Annotated in this window: 16 protein-coding genes and 1 other RNA gene; 11 read left to right on the forward strand and 6 right to left on the reverse strand. The window is 33.0% G+C overall.

The window, feature by feature from the left end; genetic code table 11:
• Position 1 precedes the first annotated feature (1 nt).
• Positions 2 to 1,684 carry a M23 family metallopeptidase gene (locus tag ACE939_RS03890; RefSeq protein WP_378187467.1) on the reverse strand — a complete coding sequence of 561 codons (1,683 nt, stop codon included), beginning with the start codon at positions 1,682 to 1,684 and terminating at the stop codon, positions 2 to 4.
• Positions 1,685 to 1,867: 183 nt separating this feature from the next.
• Here ACE939_RS03890 and ACE939_RS03895 point away from each other — a divergent pair, with 183 nt between their 5' ends.
• The 4 genes from ACE939_RS03895 (at position 1,868) to rny (ending at position 4,241) form a co-directional block, all read left to right on the forward strand.
• On the forward strand, positions 1,868 to 2,158 hold the full coding sequence (locus ACE939_RS03895) for a hypothetical protein (RefSeq protein ID WP_378187468.1): 291 nt from the start codon (positions 1,868 to 1,870) through the stop codon (positions 2,156 to 2,158).
• 8 nt (positions 2,159 to 2,166) lie between these two features.
• Positions 2,167 to 2,457, forward strand: a complete 291-nt coding sequence (locus ACE939_RS03900) for a cell division protein ZapA (RefSeq protein ID WP_378187469.1) — start codon at positions 2,167 to 2,169, stop codon at positions 2,455 to 2,457.
• Positions 2,458 to 2,512: 55 nt separating this feature from the next.
• Positions 2,513 to 2,619: non-coding RNA, 6S RNA (gene ssrS / locus ACE939_RS03905), on the forward strand.
• A gap of 56 nt (positions 2,620 to 2,675) precedes the next feature.
• Entirely contained in the window at positions 2,676 to 4,241 is a 1,566-nt protein-coding gene (gene rny, locus ACE939_RS03910) for a ribonuclease Y (protein ID WP_378187470.1), read from the forward strand.
• Positions 4,242 to 4,358: 117 nt separating this feature from the next.
• On the opposite strand, the gene ACE939_RS03915 is transcribed toward rny, so the two are convergent.
• Together ACE939_RS03915 and ACE939_RS03920 are read right to left on the reverse strand one after the other, a co-directional pair.
• Positions 4,359 to 4,742 carry a hypothetical protein gene (locus ACE939_RS03915; RefSeq protein ID WP_378187471.1) on the reverse strand — a complete coding sequence of 128 codons (384 nt, stop codon included), beginning with the start codon at positions 4,740 to 4,742 and terminating at the stop codon, positions 4,359 to 4,361.
• A 128-nt stretch (positions 4,743 to 4,870) separates the two neighbouring features.
• The gene (locus tag ACE939_RS03920; protein WP_378187472.1) at positions 4,871 to 7,423 is read right to left on the reverse strand and encodes an ATP-dependent Clp protease ATP-binding subunit; all 2,553 of its coding nucleotides are present in this window, start codon (positions 7,421 to 7,423) and stop codon (positions 4,871 to 4,873) included.
• A 355-nt stretch (positions 7,424 to 7,778) separates the two neighbouring features.
• Between ACE939_RS03920 and gyrA the strand changes: the two genes are divergently transcribed.
• Complete coding sequence (gene gyrA / locus ACE939_RS03925; protein WP_378187474.1) at positions 7,779 to 10,313, forward strand: DNA gyrase subunit A; 2,535 nt, start codon at positions 7,779 to 7,781, stop codon at positions 10,311 to 10,313.
• 23 nt (positions 10,314 to 10,336) lie between these two features.
• Positions 10,337 to 11,614: a hypothetical protein gene (locus tag ACE939_RS03930; RefSeq protein WP_378187475.1), complete on the forward strand. Its 1,278-nt coding sequence runs from the start codon at positions 10,337 to 10,339 to the stop codon at positions 11,612 to 11,614.
• 71 nt (positions 11,615 to 11,685) lie between these two features.
• Here the strand turns inward: ACE939_RS03930 and ACE939_RS03935 are convergent, their stop codons facing one another.
• Positions 11,686 to 12,093 carry a glyoxalase gene (locus tag ACE939_RS03935; protein ID WP_378187476.1) on the reverse strand — a complete coding sequence of 136 codons (408 nt, stop codon included), beginning with the start codon at positions 12,091 to 12,093 and terminating at the stop codon, positions 11,686 to 11,688.
• Positions 12,094 to 12,390: 297 nt separating this feature from the next.
• Here ACE939_RS03935 and ACE939_RS03940 point away from each other — a divergent pair, with 297 nt between their 5' ends.
• On the forward strand, positions 12,391 to 13,278 hold the full coding sequence (locus ACE939_RS03940; RefSeq protein WP_378187477.1) for a DUF72 domain-containing protein: 888 nt from the start codon (positions 12,391 to 12,393) through the stop codon (positions 13,276 to 13,278).
• Between the two features lie 523 nt (positions 13,279 to 13,801).
• Entirely contained in the window at positions 13,802 to 14,911 is a 1,110-nt protein-coding gene (locus ACE939_RS03945) for a DEAD/DEAH box helicase (RefSeq protein ID WP_378187478.1), read from the forward strand.
• A gap of 31 nt (positions 14,912 to 14,942) precedes the next feature.
• Here ACE939_RS03945 and ACE939_RS03950 read toward each other — a convergent pair whose 3' ends face one another.
• The gene (locus tag ACE939_RS03950; RefSeq protein ID WP_378187479.1) at positions 14,943 to 15,302 is read right to left on the reverse strand and encodes a response regulator; all 360 of its coding nucleotides are present in this window, start codon (positions 15,300 to 15,302) and stop codon (positions 14,943 to 14,945) included.
• Positions 15,299 to 17,500 (reverse strand): ATP-binding protein, encoded by a 2,202-nt coding sequence (locus ACE939_RS03955; protein ID WP_378187480.1) that lies wholly within the window; start codon positions 17,498 to 17,500, stop codon positions 15,299 to 15,301. Before ACE939_RS03955 ends, ACE939_RS03950 begins: the two co-directional genes overlap by 4 nt.
• A gap of 303 nt (positions 17,501 to 17,803) precedes the next feature.
• On the opposite strand from ACE939_RS03955, the gene ACE939_RS03960 reads away from it, so the two are divergent.
• From ACE939_RS03960 to ACE939_RS03970, 3 genes are all read left to right on the forward strand, one after another.
• Positions 17,804 to 17,965, forward strand: a complete 162-nt coding sequence (locus ACE939_RS03960; RefSeq protein WP_378187481.1) for a DUF1328 domain-containing protein — start codon at positions 17,804 to 17,806, stop codon at positions 17,963 to 17,965.
• Between the two features lie 307 nt (positions 17,966 to 18,272).
• Complete coding sequence (locus tag ACE939_RS03965) at positions 18,273 to 18,728, forward strand: PA2169 family four-helix-bundle protein (RefSeq protein WP_378187482.1); 456 nt, start codon at positions 18,273 to 18,275, stop codon at positions 18,726 to 18,728.
• 96 nt (positions 18,729 to 18,824) lie between these two features.
• Positions 18,825 to 19,565 carry a DUF3891 family protein gene (locus ACE939_RS03970; RefSeq protein WP_378187484.1) on the forward strand — a complete coding sequence of 247 codons (741 nt, stop codon included), beginning with the start codon at positions 18,825 to 18,827 and terminating at the stop codon, positions 19,563 to 19,565.
• The last annotated feature ends 39 nt before the right edge of the window (positions 19,566 to 19,604 follow it).

Consider the following 19,604-nt stretch of genomic DNA (forward strand, 5'->3'; position numbering starts at 1 on the left):
GCTATTTTCTGAAAAATTTGGTAGTATAAATTGCTGTGTTTCCTACATTATCTTTAACAGTAAGTTTTAAATTATTTTCGGTATCAGTTATAACAGCATCTTTAAAATCATAAAAAAGTAGGCCTGTTTTGTAGTCGTATTCCATTAAAATAAATGTATCATTAATGGTAGCGTAGTAACTATCAATGCCGCTATCGTCATCATGAATTTTAAATTTTAGATAGGCTTCTCCAGTAACCCATTGTCCTTTCGATACATTAAGCGGCATAATGGTTGGTTTCTTATCATCCTTGGCTAGGGTATACTTGCCAAAACTCCGTGTTTTGGTAAGTAAACGGTTTTCATTTTTTTTTGTCGAGGCGTACGAGGTTTTGTTTTTAGTATGAACCCGAGCTATGTATAATTGTTGTTGATCTAGTTTGGAATATTTTGAGACATCAAAAGAAATACTCATATTTTTATGAAGCGGAGTATCATTTTTATGAATTGTTATGGTATCGTTATTTTGAACTATATTGAGATAGGTAGTATCGTAGAGACTATATTTAGGGATATACACATCAATTTGATTTCCAGAAAATATAAAATCTTCTTCCCATGAAGCATAATAATCTGTTTTTGATTCTGTTCGTGGCGGTACATCGATTTTTGTTCCAGCGATGGGTATGTTAACCTCTGTTATATTTCCAGAATAATCTTTTATGGCTAGTGCTATCAAATAGGATAGGCTGTCTTTCACAGTTATGAAGCCATCGTTTTTTACGTTTTGGTAAATGGAGAGCGGATTATTTTTTTCGATAAAGAGTTTCGCTATTCTAAGATTATTATTCTTATAATGTTCAAAATCAATAAGTCTATTAATATACCGAGTTTCAGAGAAACTAAAGCGATCCAGTTTTATTTCAAAATTAAGAGTACCGTTAATACTTGTAGTTATTTGGTATACTCCATTTTTATTAGGAGCTAAATCTTGTTGGTCGTAGGTGGCTATACCAATCCCCAATTTGCCATAAGCTTTAATTTCATCTGCCCTATAGGTGCCATCTGCCTGTAGGGTAAGCGGAATTTTATATTTTTCTTGTTGTTTTGCTACGTGAGAACTATCATTATAAGGATAAACATATAATTCCTGTACTATTGGACGTTTAGTATCCAACACGGTAATGCCGTGTGCCATAGGATTTAAAGGACGAGAATTTTTATCTCGAATTTCAAAATGCAAATGCGGACCGCCACTACCTCCAGTATTACCACTATAAGCTATAGTATCTCCTTGAGATACGGATAAAAGACCAGCTTTTGGATATAATTGAATATCATAAGACTCTTTTGCATATTGTCTTTTTTTTACATAAGCTTCAATCGTAGTATTAAATCTTTTGAGGTGTGCATATACAGTCGATTTACCATTAGCGTGTTTTATGTACAAAGCTTTACCATAGCCAAAAGGAGAAACTTTTATCCTTACAACATTGCCATCGGCACTTGCGAGAACGGGAACACCTTCTTCGCCATTTGTTTTTAAATCTAAACCAGAGTGAAAGTGATTGGAACGTAATTCACCAAAGGTTCCCGATGTTTTTAATGTAATTGGTAATGGATGAATAAATTCTGTTACAGCATCTGCATTTTGTGAAAAAGCAGCAGCCGATATAAAGAGAAAAATGGGAATGAATTGTCGCATAGAAGGTAAATGTAAAAAAAAATGAACTGAATATGGAAAATTTGTTTTCTATACTATCATAATATACTAATAACAAGTTAGTTGATTTTACTTATATAACTACATAAAAATTAGTTTAAAAACTATTGGGATTTTTCAATTGGTATGTTAACTTTGTGTAACGAAGTATTGCGTAGCAAAACTATGAGTGATTTAATTGGAACTATTGATTCTCTGGAAGATAAGATAAGCAAGTTGTTGGATCGATACGATCAGTTACAGCGGCAAAATATCGATCTAGAACGTAAAATAGGGGAATTTCAACGAAATGCTGAAATACAATCAGATCAATTAAGGCAATGGGAAGAAAAATTCAGTGCCCTTAAAAATGCTAACGCAATGTTAGGCAGTGACAAATACAAAAGAGAAACTAAGCTCAAAATAAATGCTTTGATACGGGAGATAGATGCTTGTATAGCACAACTCTCAGAATAATATAAGGGATGGCCGATAAGCTCAAAATTAAGATAACTGTTGCCGATCGTGTCTATCCTTTAACGGTGATCCCTGATCAAGAAGAAGGTTTAAGAAAAGCCGCAAAGAAGATTGATGAGATGATTAAGCAGTTTGAGCAAAGTTATGCGGTGAGAGATAAACAAGACGTTTTGGCTATGTGTGCTTTGCAATTTGCAGCACAAGTAGAACAAAAAGGAATAGATAAAGAAAATGATAAAGACAACGTTACAACTAGACTTAATATTTTAAGTGATTTGTTGGACCAACATTTATCATAACGTTCATATCATAGGACATAAGGTTACTGCCTGCACTAGTCGTATTTTTTGATAAACTCAACAAGAATTAATTCAAAAGGGTGAGTTTAAGTTGTAAAAGCGCGCCGCCTTGAGCGGATTCTTGACCAGCTTGTTAGCCCTAAACCTGTTTTTACAGAGTTTATACAAAACCCATGCTAGTGCAGGCTTTTTTTATACACAAATATTAAATTTTAATTATGGATAATATAATATTCTTAATTGTAGCATCAATAGCTGGAATAGCAGTTGGCTTTTTTATAGCTAAAGTATTGGAGCGCAATAAAGCTTCTGAAATTCTTTCGAATGCAAAGAAAACCTCGGATCGAATGTTGAAGGATGCAAAAAATGAAGGAGAGGCTATAAAGAAAGATAAAATCTTACAAGCGAAAGAGAAGTTTATCGAATTAAAATCTGAGCACGAAAAGGTAATTTTTTCTAGAGATAAAAAAATAGCTGATGCCGAAAAAAGGACTCGTGACAAGGAGTCGCAAGTTTCTAGTGAGCTTGCCAAAAACAAAAAATTAAATTCTGAGCTCGAGATCAAGTTAAAAGAAAGTGATAAACAAATTGAATATCTTGATAAAAAGAGTAGTGAATTAAAAAAGTTACACAAGAGTCAAGTACAACAGCTCGAAGTCATTTCTGGGCTATCTGCAGATGAGGCTAAAGAACAGCTGGTAGAGTCTTTGAAAGAACAAGCAAAGGCAGATTCTATGGCATTGATTCAGGATCGTATTGAAGAAGCTAAATTAACAGCAAAGCAAGAGGCCAAAAAAATCATAATCAATACTATTCAACGCATTGGGACAGAGGAAGCGGTTGAGAATTGTGTATCTGTTTTTAATATAGAAAGTGATGATGTAAAAGGAAGGATAATTGGTAGAGAAGGACGTAATATCAGGGCAATAGAAGCAGCCACTGGAGTCGAAATTATCGTAGATGATACGCCAGAGGCTATTATTCTCTCCTGTTTTGATTCGGTACGACGAGAAGTTGCACGATTGGCTTTGCATAAGTTAGTGACCGATGGTCGTATACATCCTGCTAGAATCGAAGAGGTAGTCAAAAAGACTAGAAAGCAAATTGATGAAGAAATCATAGAGGTTGGTAAACGTACAGTAATTGATTTAGGTATTCATGGTTTACATCCTGAGTTGATCAAAACAGTTGGTAGAATGAAGTATCGTTCTTCTTACGGTCAAAATTTATTACAGCACTCACGCGAGGTAGCAAAACTATGCGGCGTAATGGCGGCAGAGTTGGGGTTAAATCCAAAATTAGCTAAGCGAGCTGGACTGTTGCATGATATAGGTAAAGTTCCTGACACAGAAACTGAAGTACCTCATGCTATATTAGGAATGCAATGGGCAGAAAAATATGGTGAAAAGCCTGAAGTATGTAATGCGATTGGAGCTCACCATGATGAAGTAGAAATGACATCTTTAATTTCGCCAATAGTGCAAGTTTGTGATGCTATTAGTGGTGCAAGACCTGGTGCAAGAAGACAGGTATTAGACTCTTATATTCAACGATTAAAAGATTTAGAAGAAATTGCTTTTGGTTTTAGTGGTGTTAAAAAAGCATATGCAATACAAGCAGGTAGAGAATTAAGAGTTATTGTAGAAAGTGAAAAGGTTAATGATGAACGTGCAGAAAGTTTGTCATTTGAAATTTCGCAAAAAATTCAAACAGATATGACATACCCTGGTCAAGTTAAAATCACTGTTATTCGTGAAACTAGGGCTGTAAATATCGCTAAATAAGAGTGCTATTTCACTCAATTACGATACATTACAAAAAAGGAAGTAACTTTATAAAGTTACTTCCTTTTTTTGTAGTCGAGGTTAGCGTTTAATTTTTTACTACGATAACTTTTCAATTTATTTATCTAATAGAAATTTCTCTTTCCATGCTAGAGCCTTTTCCAAGGTTTCAAAATATTTAAATTCTTTTTTGAAAAATGTTCTTTCAATCTTAAACTGTTTCTTATAAATGTCTTGATTAGAAACAATTATAAAAGCTACCAAATTTTTAATTTGAGAGGTTTCAAAATAAACGGTAGGGTCTACGGCATACGAATGTATACGGTGTGTAATATATAGAAAAGGCTTTTGTTTGAAAAACTGTGTTGCGATTTCTGTCAATATGTTATTAAGCTCTAGTGTAATACAAACACCTTCGTATACAACGACTTTCATATAATCATCATATAATTCTAATGAGCAAAAATCCAGATTGTGTGTTTCAATAATTGAATTACCCATTATTCTCGAGATTATATATTAGAAAAAAAAATTCAATAATTACTAGTATATTAAAGTAATTAATTTGTCAAAAAAGATATGCCTCGCAAATAGCGAGGCATATACTTACTTAAAATATGTTGTAATTTTTATGATTCGGTTGACTTTTCAGCCTTTTTAATTGTGATGACCAATTTTTCCGAAGTATCATCCATGTCCATAAAAATGCTATCACCTTCAGAGAGGTTGGAGTTGATGATCTCTTCAGCTAGTGCATCTTCAATATATTTTTGAATAGCTCTTTTCAATGGACGTGCACCGTATTGTTTATCAAAACCTTTGTCTGAGATATAGTCTTTTGCTCTATCTGTCAAGTTAAGATCATAACCAATATTTTTAATACGACCATAAAGTTTATTTAATTCGATGTCAATGATTTTATGGATGTCTTCACGCTCTAAGGCATTGAAAACGATAACATCATCAACTCTATTTAAAAATTCTGGAGCAAATGCTTTTTTAAGTGCGCTTTCAATCACCCCTCTTGCGTACTCGTCAGTCTGTGATTTTTTGGCAGAAGTTCCAAATCCAACACCTTGTCCAAAATCTTTTAGTTTACGCGCCCCAATATTCGAAGTCATGATAATGATTGTGTTTCTAAAATCAATTTTTCTTCCCAGACTATCGGTAAGATATCCATCATCCAAAACTTGCAGCATCATATTAAATACATCTGGATGCGCTTTTTCAATCTCATCAAGTAAAACTACAGAGTATGGTTTTCTTCTGATCTTTTCGGTTAATTGTCCGCCTTCCTCATATCCAACATAACCTGGAGGTGCACCAATCAATCTTGATACTGCAAACTTCTCCATATATTCACTCATATCAATTCGTATCAAAGTATCTTCGCTATCAAAAAGTTCTTTTGATAATACTTTTGCAAGCTGTGTTTTACCAACACCCGTTTGACCTAAGAAGATAAAGGATCCAATAGGTTTATTGGGATCTTTGAGTCCAGCACGATTACGTTGAATAGCTTTAACAACTTTGGATACAGCATCGTCTTGACCAATGACCTTCCCTTTGATAAGATTTGGTAATTCGGCAAGCTTATTACTTTCTGTTTGTGCGATTCTATTAACAGGAATTCCTGTCATCATAGACACGACATCAGCGACATTATTTTCGGTAACAATTTCTTTATGCAGTTTAGAATCTTTTTCCCATTGTTCTTGAGCTAGGGATAAGTCTTTTTCTAAATTCTTTTCATCATCTCTCAATTTTGCAGCCTCTTCATACTTTTGCTTTTTGACTACGCTGTTTTTGAGTTCTCGAACATCTTCTAATTTTTTCTCTAAATCAAGAATTTTTTTAGGAACATCGATATTAGTGATGTGCACTCGTGAACCAGCCTCGTCTAAAGCATCAATAGCTTTGTCTGGTAAAAATCGATCGGTCATATATCGATTGGTTAATTTTACGCAAGCATCAATAGCTTCTTGCGTGTAACTAACATTATGATGGTCTTCATATTTATCCTTTATATTGTTCAAAATTTCAATAGTCTCTTCAATATTGGTTGGTTCAACTATAACTTTTTGAAAACGTCGTTCAAGAGCTCCATCTTTCTCGATGTATTGACGGTACTCATCAAGCGTTGTAGCACCAATACATTGTATTTCTCCACGTGCCAAGGCAGGTTTGAACATGTTTGAAGCATCTAAGCTACCGGTAGCGCCACCAGCCCCTACAATGGTATGAATTTCGTCAATAAACAAAATGATATCATCATTTTTCTCAAGTTCATTCATGACAGCTTTCATTCGCTCTTCGAATTGACCTCTATATTTTGTACCGGCCACAAGACTTGCTAGATCAAGAGTTACTACACGTTTATCAAATAGTATTCTTGAAACTTTTCGTTGTACTATTCTAAGAGCCAAACCTTCAGCAATAGCCGATTTACCAACTCCAGGTTCTCCAATAAGTAAAGGGTTGTTTTTCTTTCGACGGCTTAAAATCTGGGATACCCTTTCAATCTCTTTGGCTCGACCCACCACAGGATCAAGTTTTCCATCTTCTGCCATTGCTGTTAGATCCCGTCCAAAATTATCGAGCACCGGCGTTTTTGATTTTTTGTTTGGTTTACCTGCAGAGGGAGAGTTAAAAGGATTTTCTTTTGAGTTATCTCCGCTTAAGTCATCATCTTCAGAGAACGACTCTGCTAGCGGAGTTTCTATAAATTCTTCTTCATTTGTGATCATAAACTTAAATTGGTCTTTAACATTATCATAATCAACTTTTAAACGATTTAAAAGTTTGGTAGTTGGGTCATTTTCGTTTCTTAAAATACACAGCAGCAAATGTGCAGTATTAATAGATGCGCTTTGAAACAATTTAGCTTCTAAAAAAGTAGTTTTAAGTGCACGCTCAGCTTGACGGGTAAGGTGCAAGTTTTTCTTCTCATTAGAAGCAATAGCGATATCAGGATTTGCAGGACTTAATATTTCTACTTTTCTTCTCAGATTAGTTAAATCAATATCCAATGCATCCAAAATACTTATTGCTTTTCCACTTCCGTCTCTCAATAAACCCAGCATTAGATGCTCTGTGCCTATAAAGTCGTGCCCTAATCGTAGCGCCTCTTCTTTACTATAAGCAATTACATCCTTTACTCTAGGTGAAAAATTATCATCCATAAATTTCCTTTTCTTTTTCTTAAACTAAAATAGTAATTTTTACTATGTATTAGGCAAAAACTGTACCCTTTAACCAATCTTAACATTGCAAAGGTTTAAAATGATCATTTGTCAGTTAGTCAAATTAACTGAGGTGGGTAATAAATCCTTTTTGTGAATTCATTTTGCTTTTATTGTAGTAAATAGACAAAAAAGTATTTAAATTTCAAAATGATCCAGATACTACTTATCAACTAGTAAAGGTAGCTGTATTGTTAATAAATTAGTTATATTACAAATGAAAAGGGTTGTTAAAGCAATCCTAAATTCCTTAAATTAGCGCGTTATTAAATAATGTAAGAACAAAAATAAGTTTATGGCTGAAGGAGAAAAGCTAATACCTATCAATATTGAGGATGAAATGAAATCTGCTTACATCGATTATTCGATGTCAGTTATTGTTTCTCGTGCTTTACCTGATGTACGTGATGGTTTGAAACCTGTACACAGAAGAGTTTTATTTGGAATGTATGAGTTAGGCGTTCGTGCAACTGGAGCTCATAAAAAGTCTGCAAGAATTGTTGGAGAAGTTTTAGGTAAATATCACCCACACGGTGATACATCTGTATATGATACTATGGTTCGTATGGCGCAAGAATGGAGTTTGCGCTACATGTTAGTCGACGGTCAAGGTAACTTTGGATCTGTAGATGGTGATAGTCCTGCTGCAATGCGTTATACAGAAGCACGTATGCGTAAGATATCGGAAGATATGCTAGCCGATATTGATAAGGAGACAGTAGATCATACCTTGAATTTTGATGATACATTACTTGAGCCTACTGTTTTACCTACTAGAGTACCTGGGTTATTGATAAATGGAGCCTCGGGAATAGCGGTTGGTATGGCTACCAACATGCCTCCACATAATCTATCTGAAGTGGTTGACGGTACCATAGCGTATATCGAAAATGAGGATATTGAAATCGATGAAATCATTCAACATATTAAAGCACCGGATTTTCCAACGGGTGGAATTATTTATGGGTATGACGGTGTTCGTGAAGCATTTAAAACAGGTCGAGGACGCATAGTTATTAGAGCAAAAGCTAGTTTTGAAGAGGTTAATGGACGTGAATGTATTATAGTTTCAGAGATTCCATATCAAGTCAATAAGGCGGATATGATCAAAAAAACTGCCGACCTAGTTAACGATAAAAAAATAGAAGGTATTTCGTCGATACGTGACGAATCCGATAGAAAAGGAATGCGAATTGTTTATATTTTAAAACGAGATGCTATTCCAAACATTATTTTAAATTTATTATATAAGCATACAGCTTTGCAATCATCCTTCAGTGTGAATAACATCGCATTAGTTAAAGGAAGACCGCAGATGCTTAATGTGAAAGATATGATTCACTATTTTGTAGAGCATCGTCACGAGGTGGTAGTGCGTAGAACAAAATATGAATTACGAAAAGCTGAGGAGCGTGCTCATATTTTAGAAGGATTAATTATAGCATCAGATAATATTGATGAAGTAATAGCTTTGATAAGAGCTTCCTCAAATGCTGATGAAGCTCGTGAAAAGTTAATTGAGCGATTTAAGCTTACAGAAATACAAGCTAAAGCGATTGTTGAAATGCGTTTAAGGCAATTGACCGGTCTTGAACAAGATAAGCTACGCGCAGAGTATGAAGATTTAATGAAAACTATCGACGATCTTAAAGACATTCTTGAGAAAAAGGATCGTAGAATGGAAATTATTAAATCAGAGCTGTTAGAAGTTAAAGAAAAATATGGTGATGCCCGTCGTTCACAGATAGAATATGCTGGGGGAGATTTGAGTATCGAGGATATGATTCCAGATGAGAAAGTTGTTATTACCATATCACATGCTGGCTATATTAAACGTACTTCACTAAATGAATATAAGAAACAAAATCGTGGAGGTGTTGGACAAAAAGGAAGTACGACTCGTAATGAAGATTTCTTAGAGAATTTATTTGTAGGAACCAATCATCAATACATGCTTTTCTTTACACAGAAAGGAAAATGTTTCTGGATGCGTGTGTATGAAATTCCGGAGGGTAGTAAAACTTCAAAAGGAAGAGCTATACAGAATTTAATTAATATTGAGAGTGACGACAAGGTTAAAGCATTTATCTGTACGCAAGATTTAAAAGATAATGACTATACCAATTCTCACTATGTCATAATGGCAACCAAAAAGGGTCAGGTCAAAAAGACATCTTTGGAGCAATATTCTCGTCCAAGAACCAATGGAATTAATGCAATAACAATCAAAGAAGGAGATGAACTTCTAGAAGCTAAACTTACAGATGGGAAAAGTCAAGTTATGTTAGCTGTAAAATCTGGAAAAGCTATTCGCTTTGAAGAAGAGAAGACCAGACCGATGGGAAGAGGTGCTTCTGGAGTAAGAGGAATTCGATTGGCAGATGAAAAGGATGAAGTTATCGGAATGGTATCTGTAAATGATATGGACAGTAATATTTTGGTAGTTTCTGAAAATGGTTATGGTAAAAGATCTAATTTAGAAGACTATAGAATAACGAATAGAGGTGGAAAAGGTGTTAAAACTATCTCTGTTACAGAAAAAACTGGTAAATTAGTAGCCATAAAAAATGTTACTGATGCCGATGATCTTATGATTATTAATAAATCAGGTATCGCTATACGTTTAGCAATTGAAGAATTACGAGTGATGGGTCGAGCCACTCAAGGCGTTAGACTTATAAATTTAAAAGGTAAAGATTCAATCGCAGCGGTGGCCAAAGTCATGCATGATGATGAGGAGGTTGTGCTAGACGAAGAAGATGACATTATAACTGAAGATATTAATGACACCACCAATGGCACGACTATTGATCAAACCTCGGAAGAATAAAAAAACTTATAAAACGTAATACGATGAAGAAAAGAATTGTTGTAGCATTTTTACTTTCAGTAAGTGCTATTGGATTTTCTCAAAAACAAGCCCTTAAATCTGCTTCTAAAGCTCTTAAATCTGGAGACTTAGTTATAGCCAACGAAGCATTAAAAACGGCTGAATCTCAACTTAGTACCGCAGATGAAAAACAAAAAGCACAGTACTATTACTTAAAAGCCCAAGCTTTTAATGCTGCTAATGATAAAAACGATCTTGCTAATATTGAAGGGGCAGCTATGGCTTATGCTAAAGTTTTGGAGATAGAAAAAGCTTCTAAAGGTTCAAAATATAGCAATGATGCAAGTCAAGAATTGGATAAAATTCGTCAATCGTTAATAGAACTGGCTATAGAGGATCAAAATAAGCAAAACTTTAAAGGTGCTTCAGATAAGTTATACTTAGGATATAAAACTAATAAGACTGATACAATTTACCTTTATTATGCAGCTTCCAATGCTGTTAATGATAAAGATTATGATACAGCTTTAACCTATTATAAAGAGCTTAAAGATCTTAATTTTACAGGTATTCAAGAAGAGTTTGTCGCTATTGAAAAGAAGACTGGTAAAGAAAAAGAATTCACTTCAAAGGCAATTATGGATCTTCAGGTGAAAACAGGTGAATTTATAAATCCAAAAGTTCGTTTTACGGATTCGAAAAAGGCTGAAATAGCTAAGAATATCACATTAATTTATATTAGTCAAGGTAAGGATGAAGAAGCGATGCAAGCGATGGCTGATGCAAAAAAAGAGAACCCTAATGATACTTCTTTGATGCAAGCAGAAGCTGATATGTTTTATAAATTAGGCAATATTGCTAAGTATGAAGAAATTATGGAGCAGATTGTAGCTAATGATCCAGAAAATCCAGATCTCTATTATAACCTAGGGATTAGTTCTTCAAAATTAGAAAATAATGAGCAAGCTATTATGTATTTTAAGAAAGCGTTAGAGCTTAAATCAGATTATGGTGCTGCTCAGCTTAATATTGCTTCACTTATTTTAAGAGGAGAAGTTGCGATTGTTGAAAAAATGAATGCTTTGGGTACGAGTAGTAGTGATTATAAAAAATATGATGCACTCAAATTGAAGAGAGAGGAACTATATAAAAATGCTATACCTTACCTTAATGGGGCTCTTAAGAGTGATCCTGATAATATTGAAGTAGTACGAACATTAATGAATATCTATTATCAGTTAAATGATTCTAGAGCTGATGAAATGAACAATAAGTTAAAATCTCTAGAAGGAGGTAATTAACTTTTTCTTAAAAAAATAGTTTAACCCCTTAAAATGAAAACTTTAAGGGGTTTGTTATTTGAAATATTGCTTTAAACAAATCTTGTTAGTTCTAATAATTGAATATTACTTTGTATGCGTTCTTTAATTATATTCATAATACGCTTGTTAAGCGAGGACGAATTTTTTGTGTAATCGAGATATTCTTCTACTGTAAATTGACCGATAATAATTCCTTTTAAATTATTTCTGAATTTTATATCCTTCTGTATGGCATTTTCAACGAATAGCATACGCTCATCAACGGTAAGATCGTAAAAAGTGTTTTTTCTTTTAGATATATAATTCCTAAATACTTCGATTAGTAAATCGTTTTGTAACTTCACTACGGGTCTTATAGTTCGGTTTTGAAATTGCTCGTCAGTAGACATTTTAGAAGTAACTTTCGCATTCAATATCTCAGGACGTAGTGCGATTAATTCATATGCTCTGTTTTCCATTTTTAATCGTTTTATTAAATATAGGATTTATGATTTGTGTTTTTATTGAATTCTATTTTAATTATCCACCAGTTGTAAACAATCGTTAGATAATTATTTATAAACCGCTCGTAAGTAGCGAGAATCTTTTATGTATTTTTTGTTATTAGAAAGTCTTTATAACTTAGTTGTATATAATCGAATATCTCCTTTTTAGTATTGGATACATTCATTTATTAATCAACCTATTCACAATTTTTGAGATTATTATTCTCTTTTATTTAAGTATAATTAATATTTTAAAGAAATACTGTAAGTATGAAGTTTGGTAAAGTGGATAACCCACAAACAATAGATTTTAGGATGCCAAATGATAATCCTGCTACCGAGCGTTTATTAGTAACTGGCAAAAGTAAAGCTTTAGAGGTATACGTAGGTTGTGCAAAGTGGAATAAACAAGAGTTAAAAGGATTTTATCCTAAGGGCACAAAAGATGAATTACGATATTATGCTACACAATTTAATGCAATAGAATTGAATGCTACATTTTATCAATTATTCGCCGGGGATCAATTTGAGAAATGGTACGCCAAAACACCTGCTGAGTTTAAATTTTTTCCAAAATTAATTCAGGATATATCGCATAATAAACGTCTTGAAAGTGATGTGTTTATGATAGTTCAAGAATTTTTGCGCAATGCGGTTTATCTTAAAGAAAAACTTGGAACTATATTTTTACAAATGCCTATTAGTTTTGATCCTACCCAAATAAATAAGTTGTATCAGTTTATCAAAGCATGGCCAAGTAATATTTCGTTGGCTGTAGAATTGAGACACCCAGATTGGTATAACGACGATTTGTTAGCAACACTTGGTACCTTCTTGGAGCAGTTTAATATTGCCCTTATAATTACAGATACTGCTGGCAGAAGAGATATGCTGCATATGCGATTGACTAATAAGGAAGCTTTTATTCGTTTTGTTGGATCAAATCATGTTTCAGATTATATGCGGTTGGATGATTGGGTTGAGAGATTAGCTCGTTGGAAAACCCAAGGATTAGAGAAATTACATTTCTTTATTCACCAACATATAGAAAAAGAGTCTCCTTTATTAGCGTCATATTTTATACAAAAATTAAATATGCGGTTACAGTTGGATTTATCTTTGCCTACTGATCATTCGAAAACATTACGATTATTTTAAGTAAAGATTATTTATGTATTTTGTCTTTATTTTCAGAACTTATTTACTTGTTAAATCAGCAAAGTTGATTAGTTTTTGAGTAGGATTAACGAATATAAATTGAATCTATATAGAGATATTTACTTGTATCGTTTACAATTTGTAGTTTGAGTTTTTTCAATCTATCTGTATAGTCGATTACAGATCAGGATAATACCATAGCTACTAACTCGCAGCTAATTGCTAATGAAGTGCAGGATTATCGCAAATTCACATTTTATAGGCGACAACAATTTTTAATAAGAAGTAAGGAACTTTTTAATCTAGTTATATCATTGCATACCACCTTATCGTCTGATTTAGGATTTGATTCTAACTGTTATGGTGTGTCCTGTATGACGTCTAAACCTTATCACAAGAAGGACTCTTTCAAAATAAATGGTCATTTCATACTATATAAATGTAGCAGCATAGATAACTTTTCGGATATCAGAGTGCGGTTAACTAGAATAGATTACTTTTACGCAATAAAAGCAATAATATTATGAATTTTTTAGAATTAGGAGTGTCAAAGGCACTAAACATGGGATTAAAGGAAATGGGGATTACCTCTCCAACCAAAATTCAAGAACAGGCCATTCCTATTTTAATCAATAGTGCAACCGATTTTATTGGTAAAGCACAAACAGGAACTGGAAAAACAGCTGCCTTTGGGTTACCATTGTTATCTAAAATTGACCCTAAAAACTCAAAAACCCAAGCACTTGTTTTGGCTCCAACAAGAGAATTGGGTCAGCAAATTGCAAAACAGCTTTTTAAATTTACTAAGTATACCGATAAGATTTTTGCAGAATCTGTATATGGGGGAGAGAAAATCGATATTCAAATTAAAAGATTGCAACGACCTACACAAATTATTGTCGCCACTCCTGGTAGATTAATCGATTTAATCGATAAAAAGGCCGTAGATATTTCGGCTATAAAAACAATTGTTTTAGATGAAGCAGATGAAATGTTAAGTATGGGTTTTAAAAAAGAACTGACTACTATTTTAAGCAAAGCCAAGGGAAAAAGAAATATTTGGCTTTTTTCGGCTACGATGCCTTCAGGCCTTAATGAAATTATTAATTCTTATTTAAGCAAAGATGTTGTAAGAGTTACAATTGACAAAAATGCTTCGGTTAATAAGGGAATCGATCATAATTTTGTAGTGGGAGAAGAATCAAGTAAACTAGATACTTTGACATATTTCTTAAAAACTAAGAAAGAAGGTCGAGGAATTATCTTTACCAAAACCAAAGTAGCTGCTAGAACATTGTCCAAACAGCTAATTGCAAAGAATTATGAAGTAGGTTTGTTGGAAGGTGAAATGACTCAAAAAGATAGGGATAAAGTCATGCGTGCATTTAAAAATAAAAGTTTGCAATTTTTAGTGTCTACAGATGTTGCTGCAAGAGGAATAGATGTAGATAATCTTGCCTTTGTTGTGCATTATCAATTACCTGATCAAATAGAGTATTATACGCATCGTAGCGGAAGAACCGCGAGAGCTGGAAAAACTGGAATTTCACTCGCTTTGATTGTTAAACAGGAAATTAAAACAATCCGTACGTTAGAAAGTGAACTAGGTATTCGATTCAATCAAATTAGATAGTAGTAAGTGTTTTGTGGTGTTTGATACACAATCAGAGTATTGCTATAGCATCTAATAGTTTTTCGAAATTTACTGGTTTTGAAAAATATTGGTCAAAGCCCTGTTGTAAAAAACGGGTTTCGTCACCAGGCAAAGCATACGCAGTAACTGCATAGATGGGGATTACTTTTACCGTTTCTATAAGTCGTAAAGCTTTTAAAAGTTGACATCCATCCATTTGATTAACACCAAGGTTAATATCTATCAAAATCAAATCAAATTTAAATGTAGTAGCTTTTTGAAGTGCCGCTTGTGCATTGGGTACAGAGATTACGTTATATGCGTTTTTTGAAAGCATTTTACTCATGACAACGGCGTTAATCTTATTGTCTTCGACGTAAAGTATTTTCATAAATGTTTTGGTATTTTAATTTCGAAACTAGTGCCTTTGTTTACAATACTTTTTACTTTGACAGAACCGTTTAAAATTTCAATGAAACGTTTAGCTAGACTCAAACCGATGCCAGTTCCTTCATACTTACGACTTAGGCCTATACTTTCTTGAACAAAGGGATCAAAAATTTTCTTTAAATTTTTCTTTTCAATGCCAATACCAGAATCTTTGATTAAAATACATATCTGTTTCTTATTTGAATCATCAATAATTCCAACATCTATTTTTCCTTTATCTGTATATTTTATAGCATTATGGATTATATGGTGAAGTGCCGTTGCCAAAAGTTCTTTATCAATTATGGCAATTGGGTTCGTATCACATAGGTGCAAGGTGTAGGTTAATTTTTTTGATATCGCTTTATGTTTCAGGTTTCTAAAACAACTCTCTACTTCAAAATTTATATCGGTAGGTTCTAACCTTAGTGATGACTGTATGGTTTCAATTTCACTAAAGTTTGATAGGTTGGTAAGTGTTTCTAGTAAGCGGTCTTTACTTTCTTCTAAAAATGTAATGAGTTTTTCGCGCTCTTCATTATTGTGCTCGTCGAGTAGTAGTTTTGAAATAGTCATTATACCATTGAGCGGAGTTCTAATTTCGTGGCTAAATACAGATAGTAAGTTTGATTTTAAGGTACTTAATTCTTGTTCTTTGGAATGTGCTTCTTTGATTTTGTATTCTGCTAACTTGAGATCTGTTATATTTTGAAACGTTAAAAGTACAGAATGTACTTCCTTATCATCATCACATATAGGAATGTAAGAAACATGGTACCATTCAGTTTGACCATCATCTGCGATACGTTCAATTTGTTTTTTATTTATAGTACCTTTTAACGCTTCGTTAAATTCGTGAGCAAAAGGTACTTTAAAATTTACCGGCATTACATCGATAAAAAAACTTGGTTCTTGTAAAGGGTCAACATCAAAATCGTTCTTTATAATCTCGACGCTGTTGGTGTCGGCCATGATAATTTTACCTTGGGTGTCAAGAAGTATAGCATGCATAAAACCGTTGTTTATTATTGCTCGTAGTCTGCTTCCTTGCTCGGTTATAATTCGTTCACGCTCTTTGTTCTCTTGGACATTGATAAGAGTTCCTATTATTTGTTTTGTTCTTTTATCAGAATCTTTTTTTTTGAAACCGTAAACTTCGTAAAGACAGTAGTTACCCATAACATCTCGTAGTCTATAGCTATTAAAATAATGGGGATCTGCTTTTTTTAAATTTTCTATATGTCTTTTATAAGCGTCTTCGAGATCATCTGGGTGTATTTTTGAATAAAGATCATTTTCATGAATAAATTTTGAAGTTAACGGCAATCCTAGCATTTTTTTAAAAGACCCGTTATAATAAATTTTATGATTCTCGATATCATGATCAAATAGTTCGGATTGAATATTTTTATACGCCAGTCTTTGAGTAACTTCGGATGGCTCATTTGGATTAAATTTTTTATGAAACTTAGTTACATCTTCAATAATTCCTTGAACTTGTATGACTTTGGTATTCTTAATTAAAGGTTTTGCGGTGACATAAATCCATTTTTCGCTCCCTTTTTCAGTAGTTATCTTTTCGATATATTCATACGGTTTTTTATAATTAATTAGATTTGATAATAGAGCATTGATTTTAGCTTGACTTTTTTTAGAGTAAAATTGTAAAGCAGCTATATGATCCATATTTTTATCTCTGTCTACTTCATGAATAGCATAACAGGCTTTGGACCAGGTAAGGCGTTTGTTAACGGGATAGTAGGTCCATGTTCCTGATATATTTGCTTTATCAGTTGCGTTGCGCTTGATAGATTCTTTTGTATGATCTCCTACTATTACTCCTGTAGCATATATTACCGTATTTTCAATTATAAGATCGAATTTAACTGTACATATGGTGGTGGCGACAGTAAGTAATCCCAATACTACTGTGGTAGCTTGTTGGGTAGCGTGTAATGATACTATTATTTTATCAAATAGAGCAACATCTTCGTCAGTTAGTAATTGTTTAATATTAGGTTGCTCTTTAAATGTGTTTGAGAAACATAAATCTTTAATACGCGTATTATAATCTAGAATTTCTCCATCTGGTCTAAACGCCAAAAGCAAAAGTGTTGTCTTTTCAGGATCAATTTTGAAATTCTCTTTGGTTAGTGGCATTGTCAGATCAATTAGTATTTAAAGTTACAAAAATGAATTGATTTTAATGAGCCAATGCAGGAGTTCTGTTGGGTCTTATTTCTAAATTGGAAAGAAAGGAGTTATAAGTAATTGAAATAAAAACTTTTAAATAAATCTACGATCAATAACATAAAGATAAATTCATAATAAAAATTTAATAATAAGATGATTTAATTTATTTTTTAACTAAAACAACTAAAATTATCAGCGAATAACGTTAAAATGAGTACAGGATCTTAAGCTATCTATTAATTTTATAGTCTAATCATAAAACAAATAAACATGTTACGTTGGACAATCATTTTTGTAATAATAGCTTTAATAGCTGCAGTATTAGGTTTTGGTGGAATTGCTGGAGCTGCTGCGGGAATCGCTAAAATTCTATTTTTTATATTTTTAGTACTTTTTATAATTTCTCTAATTTTTGGATTTATGAGAAAATAAGTTACATCAATTCAGGATTTCAAGGAATTTTTCTATATGATAAAGAGGATATGTCAAAAACATATCCTCTTCTCTTTTTTTTAAACTTTCCTATTTTTCTTAAAAAAAAGGAAAGTTAAACTTCTAATCATACAATCGTTAACGTAACATTTGCACCCCATGTTAAACATTGTCAAATATAATTGTCAGCGGTGTAGAATAGCTAAATTTAACAGCAGATATCTAATAAATTAGCTAGTTTCAAAGAGTTATAGTACGCTAATTGAAAAAGAAAATCGGCAATTATTTAATTTTAAACTTGATAGATATGACAACCACAAAAAATATTATAGAGGTTATAAATAACCTTATTGAAAAAAATTATGATGCTAATAAAGGCTATTTGAAAGCAGCTGAAAAAGTAGACGCCACAAATCTTGCAATTTATTTCAAAGAAAATGCATCCAACCGTTTGGAATTTGCAGAAATGTTAAAAAATGAACTACATACGTATGCCGAACACGATAAAATAAAAAGTGATGGTAGTACAACAGGAACTTTGCATAGAACATGGATGGATATAAAATCTGCATTCTCATCAGATAACGATGAACAAATTTTGGAAGAATGTATTCGTGGTGACAAAGCTAGTTTAGCTGAGTACGAAGAAGCGTTAGAAACCTATGCAGAATTGCCACCGCGTTTTAAAAGACTTATTCAAGAACAAATTACAACCGTTAGAACAACATTGAATAGAATTAAATCTCTCGAAGATTTTGCATAATTCTGTATTCCATAGAGTTCTAATTTAAACAAAGAAATCTAGAATAATTTTTTCTTAAATATTTAATCTTCAAAAATATAGCTCAACAATTCTAATATGATAGTTAATAAAGTTATTGATGGATGGGAGATTATTTATCATTATGCACATGGATTGTTAGCAGGACAAATAGCACAGCAAATAACACATGCCTACAGACCCAAATATTGGATTGAAACGTTAACAGCAATAATCGAACATGATGATAATCAACTTGATTTTAAACAAAAAAAGTATTTAGATTCGGTAGGTGCACCCTTAGACTTTGAATTGGATATACCTACCAACGAGGAACTTTATAAAAGAGCAAGTGGTGTATTACAACTGGCAGCGTTTAAATCTGGATGGATTATGCTATTAGTCTCTATGCATGTTCATAATTTATACCATAAAGAGTCTTCGCCAAAAGACAAATTATGGAATTTGCTACAAGATCAGATTAAATTGAGGAAAACATTGCGCAGGCGTTACGGAATAAGCGTAGAAGAAGCCGAAGCATATTACAACATTTTATTGTTTTGCGATCGCTGCTCCTTATTGATGTGTCAAAATGCGATTCCCTCTCAAGGAAGAGCAATAGAAATTAATAAGACAATCAATAATGAACAATATTTTATAAAAAATGTGGATCAAACAACATACACCATCGAACCATGGTGTTTTGAACGGGATAGCTTTGAGGTGGCTGTAGAAAGTAGAACGCTTACCCAGTTAAAATTTAACAATAATCGTGAGTTACAAAAGGCTTTAGCTGCAGCCAACGTAAAAATCAAAAAATGGAATTTTAAACGTTCCTAAATCGTTTCCAAAGTAAGTTTGGAGTATACACAGGGTATA

The sequence above is a fragment of the Aquimarina rhodophyticola genome, from assembly GCF_042434915.1.
In the GTDB taxonomy this organism is placed as follows: Bacteria; Bacteroidota; Bacteroidia; order Flavobacteriales; family Flavobacteriaceae; genus Aquimarina.